12 protein-coding genes and 1 pseudogene are annotated in these 7,050 nt (G+C 38.5%); 10 read left to right on the top strand and 3 right to left on the bottom strand.

Translation table 11 applies throughout. From position 1 onward, the window contains the following. Positions 1 to 14: 14 nt before the first annotated feature. The 5 genes from dinB (at position 15) to OCV99_RS15610 (ending at position 2,945) form a co-directional block, all read left to right on the top strand. Entirely contained in the window at positions 15 to 1,262 is a 1,248-nt protein-coding gene (dinB, locus tag OCV99_RS15590; protein ID WP_055222051.1) for a DNA polymerase IV, read from the top strand. A gap of 14 nt (positions 1,263 to 1,276) precedes the next feature. Continuing rightward, positions 1,277 to 1,489, top strand: a complete 213-nt coding sequence (locus tag OCV99_RS15595) for a LexA family protein (RefSeq protein WP_005344268.1) — start codon at positions 1,277 to 1,279, stop codon at positions 1,487 to 1,489. Between the two features lie 12 nt (positions 1,490 to 1,501). Beyond that, positions 1,502 to 1,741 carry a hypothetical protein gene (locus OCV99_RS15600; protein ID WP_005344271.1) on the top strand — a complete coding sequence of 80 codons (240 nt, stop codon included), beginning with the start codon at positions 1,502 to 1,504 and terminating at the stop codon, positions 1,739 to 1,741. 250 nt (positions 1,742 to 1,991) lie between these two features. Continuing rightward, complete coding sequence (locus OCV99_RS15605) at positions 1,992 to 2,564, top strand: ArpU family phage packaging/lysis transcriptional regulator (protein ID WP_055222049.1); 573 nt, start codon at positions 1,992 to 1,994, stop codon at positions 2,562 to 2,564. A gap of 9 nt (positions 2,565 to 2,573) precedes the next feature. Next, complete coding sequence (locus OCV99_RS15610; protein ID WP_012744266.1) at positions 2,574 to 2,945, top strand: hypothetical protein; 372 nt, start codon at positions 2,574 to 2,576, stop codon at positions 2,943 to 2,945. 74 nt (positions 2,946 to 3,019) lie between these two features. Here the strand turns inward: OCV99_RS15610 and OCV99_RS15615 are convergent, their stop codons facing one another. Further along, on the bottom strand, positions 3,020 to 3,226 hold the full coding sequence (locus OCV99_RS15615; protein ID WP_015524569.1) for a DUF6219 family protein: 207 nt from the start codon (positions 3,224 to 3,226) through the stop codon (positions 3,020 to 3,022). Between the two features lie 179 nt (positions 3,227 to 3,405). On the opposite strand from OCV99_RS15615, the gene OCV99_RS15620 reads away from it, so the two are divergent. From OCV99_RS15620 to OCV99_RS18305, 5 genes and pseudogenes are all read left to right on the top strand, one after another. Then, positions 3,406 to 3,723, top strand: coding sequence for a helix-turn-helix domain-containing protein (locus OCV99_RS15620; RefSeq protein WP_008688152.1), 318 nt, complete (start codon positions 3,406 to 3,408; stop codon positions 3,721 to 3,723). 151 nt (positions 3,724 to 3,874) lie between these two features. Further along, the gene (locus tag OCV99_RS15625; protein ID WP_008688154.1) at positions 3,875 to 4,087 is read left to right on the top strand and encodes a sporulation initiation factor Spo0A C-terminal domain-containing protein; all 213 of its coding nucleotides are present in this window, start codon (positions 3,875 to 3,877) and stop codon (positions 4,085 to 4,087) included. A 4-nt stretch (positions 4,088 to 4,091) separates the two neighbouring features. Continuing rightward, the gene (locus OCV99_RS15630; RefSeq protein ID WP_055222047.1) at positions 4,092 to 4,520 is read left to right on the top strand and encodes a hypothetical protein; all 429 of its coding nucleotides are present in this window, start codon (positions 4,092 to 4,094) and stop codon (positions 4,518 to 4,520) included. 179 nt (positions 4,521 to 4,699) lie between these two features. After that, a complete protein-coding gene (locus OCV99_RS15635) occupies positions 4,700 to 4,909 on the top strand; it encodes a DUF6219 family protein (RefSeq protein ID WP_026648210.1) in 210 nt (69 codons plus the stop codon). A 3-nt stretch (positions 4,910 to 4,912) separates the two neighbouring features. Beyond that, a pseudogene (locus OCV99_RS18305) lies at positions 4,913 to 5,005 on the top strand (peroxiredoxin); the annotation flags it as partial. A 167-nt stretch (positions 5,006 to 5,172) separates the two neighbouring features. Here the strand turns inward: OCV99_RS18305 and OCV99_RS15645 are convergent. Then, a complete protein-coding gene (locus OCV99_RS15645; RefSeq protein WP_022621353.1) occupies positions 5,173 to 6,363 on the bottom strand; it encodes a site-specific integrase in 1,191 nt (396 codons plus the stop codon). A gap of 78 nt (positions 6,364 to 6,441) precedes the next feature. Beyond that, positions 6,442 to 6,645, bottom strand: coding sequence for an excisionase (locus OCV99_RS15650; protein WP_004613735.1), 204 nt, complete (start codon positions 6,643 to 6,645; stop codon positions 6,442 to 6,444). Positions 6,646 to 7,050: the final 405 nt, after the last annotated feature.

Here is a 7,050-nt window from a genome sequence, read left to right on the forward strand (position 1 = left end):
GGGAGGTAAAAAGTTTGAGTGAGCGTGTGATCCTGCATAGTGATATGAACTGTTTTTATGCCAGTGTAGAAATGCTGCATCATCCGGAATTTGCCGGAATGCCGCTGGCAGTCGGTGGCGATCCGGAAGCCAGACATGGGATTGTGCTGACAGCAAATTATATTGCAAAGCAAAAAGGTGTAAAGACCGGAATGGCATTATGGCAGGCAAAACAGATTTGTCCGGAAATCATATTTGTACCACCACGGATGGATTTGTATTTGAGATTTTCAAAGATGGCAAGAGAAATCTATTCGGAGTATACGGACAAGATCGAGCCATATGGAATTGATGAAGCCTGGCTGGATGTATCGGACAGCAGAAATCTGAAAGGAAGCGGAATGACGATTGCAAGAGAAATCAGCCATCGGATTAAATACGAATTGGGTGTAACGGTAAGTATTGGAATTTCCTGGAATAAGATTTATGCGAAACTTGGTTCAGATTATAAAAAGCCGGATGCAATCACAGAGTTTAATCGAGAAAATTATAAAGACAGGATATGGCAGCTTCCAGCGTCAGATTTGCTTTATGTCGGAAGACAGACAAATAAGAAATTGCAAAAACTTGGAATCCGGACAATCGGGCAACTTGCGGAATCAGACGAAAAGTTGTTAGAGAGTCATTTTGGAAAAATAGGAAATGTATTATGGGCTTTCGCAAATGGCTGGGATGAAGATCCGGTTTGCAAGGAAGGATATGAAGCACCAGTAAAGTCGATAGGTAATAGCACTACAACACCGAGAGATCTGGAAAATGATCTGGATGTATGGATCATTCAAATAGCATTGGCAGAAAGTGTAGCTGCACGATTGCGGAAACATGGATTTAAATGCAAAACAGTAGAAATTACAGTTCGAGATAATGGATTGTATAGTTTTTCCAGACAGATACATTTACGACAGCCAACGAATATTACAAACGAGATTGTAACTGCAGCATTTCAGCTATTTAAAGATAATTACAAATGGGAATATCCCATTAGAAGCCTGGGAATCCGAGCTGCGGATCTTGTGTTAGATGATATTCCCGTGCAGTTGGATTTATTTGGAAATCAGGAGAAAAAGGAAAAGTTAGAGAAGCTGGATCGTACTGTAGATGAGATCAGACGACGGTTTGGTTATTTCAGTATACAGCGAGCGGCAATGTATCAGGATAAAGTCTTATCCCACTTAGACGCTGGTACGCACACGATCCATCCACACAGTTATTTTCATGGATAATTGGAGGGATAGATTTGAAAAAAGCATTAACCAGAAAACAGAAAGAAAGTTATCAGTGTATTTTGGATTATACGAAGGAGCATGGATATCCGCCGACAGTACGGGAATTTGGAAAATTGATCGGGGTGAAATCAACATCATCAGCATTTTCCAGAATCAAGCAGTTGGAGTTAAATGGATATATCCGCAGAATCCCGGCATCGCCAAGAGCAATTGAGATTTTATAGTGAGGTGTCGGCATGAACAAAGTATATGTAGATGTAGTAGCAGAGTTTCGTAAAGACGGACAGCTGGTTCCCATATTTTTTACATGGGAGGATGGAAGAAAGTATAGCATTGACAGAATTTTGAAAATCGAGCGATGCGCCAGCAGAAAGGCAGGCGGTGTAGGAATGATGTACACCTGTATGATACAGGGGCAGGAAAGCCACTTGTTTTACGAAGTGGATAAATGGTTTATGGAGAGAAAAACAGCATAAGGAGAGATTGGTATAGACGATATTATTTGGATTATTAACCGGCAGGGATAGTCACTTTCCCTTTATATTCCTGCAGGTTTTACATAAGAAGAGGGATTCCGGTCAGCAAAGGCAGCTCCCACAATGCCTTTTGGATATCCGCTTCTGCAAGTTGTAGTAAGTAATTGCTTCCCATCAAAATCATGGGGAAAGCGAACTGGTCTGAAAGACCGCCAGTTAGTGTGATGATGATAAGGAGATTTTGAAACTGATGACAGACAGAGATTATGCAATTAAATCAATGAAAGAGATTACCTTCCAGATGGCAAGCCATGCGCAGGATTATCTGGAAGTAACGATGGAGAGACATTATACAGATATCAAAGAACTGATGACAAGCTATCAGAAATTGATTTTGGAAAATCAGATTGTATTAGAAGAACTGGATATGGAGTGCCAGGAGAAAATCAATGAAGATATGGCATATGCGTTGAGTTATCTGAGTATTTATAACAATCAGTTAGATGTGCCAAAGATGCACCGGGAAATGAATAACCTGATGATCATTTACGGCTTGTCAGATATGATCTATCGTGGAATGACACTGGTAAAGTTCTATGCACCGAATGGTGTGATGCTCAGTGAGGTTCTTCATTCCTGTTTTTGCAGTCATTATAATAAGACAGACGTGGAAGTACAACAGGAGTTAGGAGTAGGCAGGACTTCATTTTATAAAATGAAGAAGCAGGCCCTTGGATATTTAGGATTTTATTTTTATGAGATCGTGGTACCGCAGGCAAAGGATAAAAGATTTAAACCGTCACTGGGCGTAGAGGAAGAGTAGGTGAGTAATATGAGATACGAAGATTCGATGAAAGGTGTAGCTGCTCAGATAATCAAAGAACAGCAGCGAGCCAGTAAAATAAAAAACAATCCAGAAGAGTTCCATTGGCATGACGAATATGCAACGTTGAATTTCTTTCGGTTTATCTGCAAAAATATCGGTAACTTGGGAAATGGAGAAATTGAGAAAATGGTCACACGCTTGAAAAGCATAGATCAGAAAGCAGTGGAAAACCATGTGAATGGTGCTGTTTGGGCATTTGATTATGATAAGATGTTCTGTGTACTGATGGAAAATGAAATTTGCCGAAAGGTGTGTGAAAAGAATAAATATAATAGTTGGATGAAGTTGATTGGACAGTATTGTGTTTCAATGGCTTAAAGATGAAGAAAGTTGTTGGAGGGAAAAAACTCTCCAGCAACTTTGTCTTTGATGAATAGAGGTCAATTTTTTGTTCAATTATTTTCACTATTGTTTGATTCAGTGATTTTTTTCTTCTTTGGAGAAACCAGTTTGTGACCGGAATAAATGGACATGCCCATACAAAGCAATGAAGAATAGGCAAAGTATTTATGTGCAGTCATAGATTTTCTGATTCCAGAATAAATGCATCCCAACATACAGAAAAGTGCGCCTAGGGACCAGTATTTATGTGATTTCATGATTTGATACCTCCTTTGATTTAGCTGCTTCAATCATAACTCTATTTTACGAATATGCAAAGAAAATCTTGAAATATAGTTCTGTAGAATTAGAACTTGGCTTTGCGATTCTGTATATTTAAGATATCCACAAGTATACTAAATCCAGAACGATTATTCGTTCTGGAGGAGGTGTTACGATGGATTTGAAGGCAGTAGGACAGCGAATCAAATCAGCACGAGAAGCAAAAAATCTCACGCAAGAGGAACTGGCTGCATTAGTAAATTTAAGTCCGACGCATGTGAGTGTAATAGAGAGAGGCTTGAAAGTTACAAAATTGGATACCTTTGTTGCAATTGCAAATGCATTAGATGTTTCTGCAGATACTCTTTTGATTGATGTTGTGGCACATTCAGTTACAGGTGTTACCAATGAGCTGACAGAGAAAATAGAAAAACTTCCGATCAAAGAGCAGAAAAAAATTATCAAAGTAATTCATACATTATTGGAAGAGTAATATGACAAAATGGGAAGAGCAAGTAGCTCTTCTTTTTTTTGACTTTTTATTCCGCTTTAAATTGTAAAGTGTCTTTTCATGATAATAGAAATATGCTAAATTGGTTCTATAGAACAAGACATAATTCCAATTATATATCGGAGGAAAATGAATGAGAGAGAAAACTATTTATCAGAAGATTGCAGAAAAGTACAACACAACACCAGAAGAAGTACGCAGAGAAATGCAGATAGCCATAGATGCAGGATTTGATAATCCTGATCCGGCTGTGCAGGAAGAATGGAAGAAAATGACACTTAAAGGAGAAAGACCTACACCGGAAGAAGTAATCAATTACGCAGTAAAAAAACTAAAAGGAAAATAAAAAGATGAAGAAAAAGATAATTGCATTGATTTCAGGAGCAGTGATCTTGATAATTGCTGCAGGAAGTATTTATGGGAAATCTGAATCTGGTCATAAGGAAGGCGAACCGGATGTAGTTGGAACATTTTCCGTAAATCTAGATGTAAATATTACCGTGGTTGCTAACCGGAAAAATATTGAGGATAGAGAAGCGTTTGCAAGAAAACTTTTGCAGATGTACAAGGATGATTCTTTTCATTCGACAAAATTCTCCACAGATAGAGGATATGCGACGAGCATTGATATGAACATCTATTTATGGAAAGAGGATATTGAAGACGGGGAATCGGTAATGACAGCCGAATATAGACCTGTAGAATACGGAAAGGACTATGATGTTGTCAATAATCCTGATAAATTTCAACTATATATAGATGGAAAAGAGATTAAATAGTAATCTCCTGAAAGCAAGCTTTTTGTCAATTATTTCAAAGATAAATTAAAGGATAACAAAACATAGTTTTGACAATGATATTTTGAAAAATTTTATAGGAGTGCTCTATTATCAAATTGACATAGGAATATGGTAGCGTATAATTAGAATTGAATACACTGAAAAAATGGAGGAATTACATGAAAGCACATAAATATTGGTCAGTAGGAGCTTTAATCACAATGATTGGAACTTTTTATACAGGATATAAAGGGTTAAAAGCAGCACACAAATACTTTGCATTTGGCTCTCTGATATGCATGATTATGGCAGTCTATTCTGGTCATAAAATGATTTCAGGCAATAAAAGAACAAGAAAACAGGTGGAAAGTACAAAAGCGGAGGAATAGTAAATGTTAGAGTTAGGAATAAAAGCACCGGAGTTTGAATTGCCGGATCAGAACGGAGAAGTGCATAAATTAAGTGATTATTTAGGTAAAAAACTTACTAAATTTCTGATTATCTTTTCATAAGTTGGTAAATGACGATATATCCCGTATTTTAGGGCTTTATCGGTATTTTCTTTTCGGAAGATACCTTGCATAAGCTGGCATTTACCAGCATGAAAATGCAACCAAAAGTAGTAAATGAGTAGTAAATATACGCTCCGATATTAACAAGCCAGTCTTTCCAGTTCTGCTTTTGCAGATTGAAATGTACCGTGTGCATAATAGCCAAGTGTCATGGTTATGTTGGCGTGTCCCATGAGATATTGCAGGGTGTTTGGGTTCATTCCTCTGTTTGCCATATTCGTACAATAAGTATGTCGGAATGAATGTGGTGTGATGTTCGGTAACTTGTCCGTGTGATATTTGTTATACTTCTTAATCAGCCCTCGCACCATACCCTCATAGTTTCCTGCAACCTTAGGCAAGCCCTCACGGTTTAAGAATAGAAAATTGCTGTAACCACCTACAATCAGCGGTTGTGCCTTTCCTCTGTTCTTTAGTATTCTTTGGATTGCTTGATAAGCCCGTTCTGTCAATGGAAGTTCCCGTTTTCCGTTTTTGGTTTTTGGCGTTTCAATATAGTAGCCGATTTCGCTGTCTTTCAATAACTGGTGGTCTATATTGAGTATTTTGTTCTGCATATCAATATGCGTCGTCAGTCCGCAAAATTCAGAAATACGAAGTCCCGTTTCCAACAGAAGCACAACCTCATCATAATACTTGCTGTAAATCTTATCCTTTTCCATAAAGGCAAGCAGGCGTTCTTCCTGCTCTGGTGTAAGGATAACTTTATGCTCTGTATCATCTTCCAGAACATCACTTAGTTTAAATTCAAATGGGTTCTTTCTGATACAGTCGTCTTGTATCGCCATGTAAAATGACGCTTTCAAGGAACGCTTATAGTTATCAATTGTTGTATAGGCATATCCTTTTTCACTCATTCTGATAGCCCATTCTTTAGCGTCCGACTGCTTAACAGTATCAATCGCCCTCATACCCAATGGGTCATTTTTCAGAGCGTTCATAAGATACTGTCGTCCCTTTTCGGTAGCCCTCTTGATGTTCTTTCTTTGGCTGTTCTTTTTCTCGTAAAGCTGGCAGACTGTCATTTTACCGCCGACTGTGTCGATACCGTCGTTAAGGTCTTTTTTTATCTGTGCTTCTTTTTCCCTCAATGAAATATCATCACGCTTTCCAGCAGGTGTCTTGTCTGTCGGTACAAGTTTCCAAGAATAGATAAATTGTGGCTTTCCGTATATATCGGTATATTTATAAACGTATCTTCCGTCTTTTCGCTGGCTCTCTCCATTACGCAAATTGCGATTTTTACTGTCTTTTCGTTTTACATTAGACATAGTGTAAAGCTCCTTTCCGTCATGGAATGAGCCGTGATACGCTATACTTTATTATACCATATCTACGGCTCAATGACATTAGATTTCGTCCAATGTATCTATGATTTTTTCAAATTGTTTTCGCTTAATCTGAATACGATTACCGTTCACGATAACCCAGCCAGCGTCAATATTTTCTTCGGCTAATTTACGCAATTTTTTTTCGCCAATGCGGAAGTATTTAGACGCTTCTTCAATCGTCAGTGTATATTTTTCCCAGATAGGCACATCAGTATTGTTCATAATCTATGCACCCCCTTTACTGTGTGTTGTTTTTTACAAGCAGACAGACGGCTTTGGAAAGCTCCATTAGTATCTCAACTATTCCCATTCTTGTGGGCAGAACCGCACCATGCGGACGTATCATTATTCTGTGAGGATAGGTCGTGGCAAAACGACTTTTCCAACAGTCGCTCTCGGATCACTGCGTGGGTCGCTCGCTTTCTTTTGAAAAGGTCGTGGCGTACAGTCCCCGTGGCTCGCTATCTCACAAACGTATCTGTCTGCTTTATTCAGTTGTCAAAGAGCTGTGGCGAAAGCGTGTTGCTTTCATGTAAAAACAGGTGCAGAGCAGGAAAGAGGGGATTGAACCAATCATGCTCTGCGGTTACTGCTTGTTATTCTTCTTCGATTTCTAAGGCAATATCA

Source organism: Dorea acetigenes (genome assembly GCF_025567385.1).
GTDB lineage: Bacteria > Bacillota > Clostridia > Lachnospirales > Lachnospiraceae > Claveliimonas > Claveliimonas acetigenes.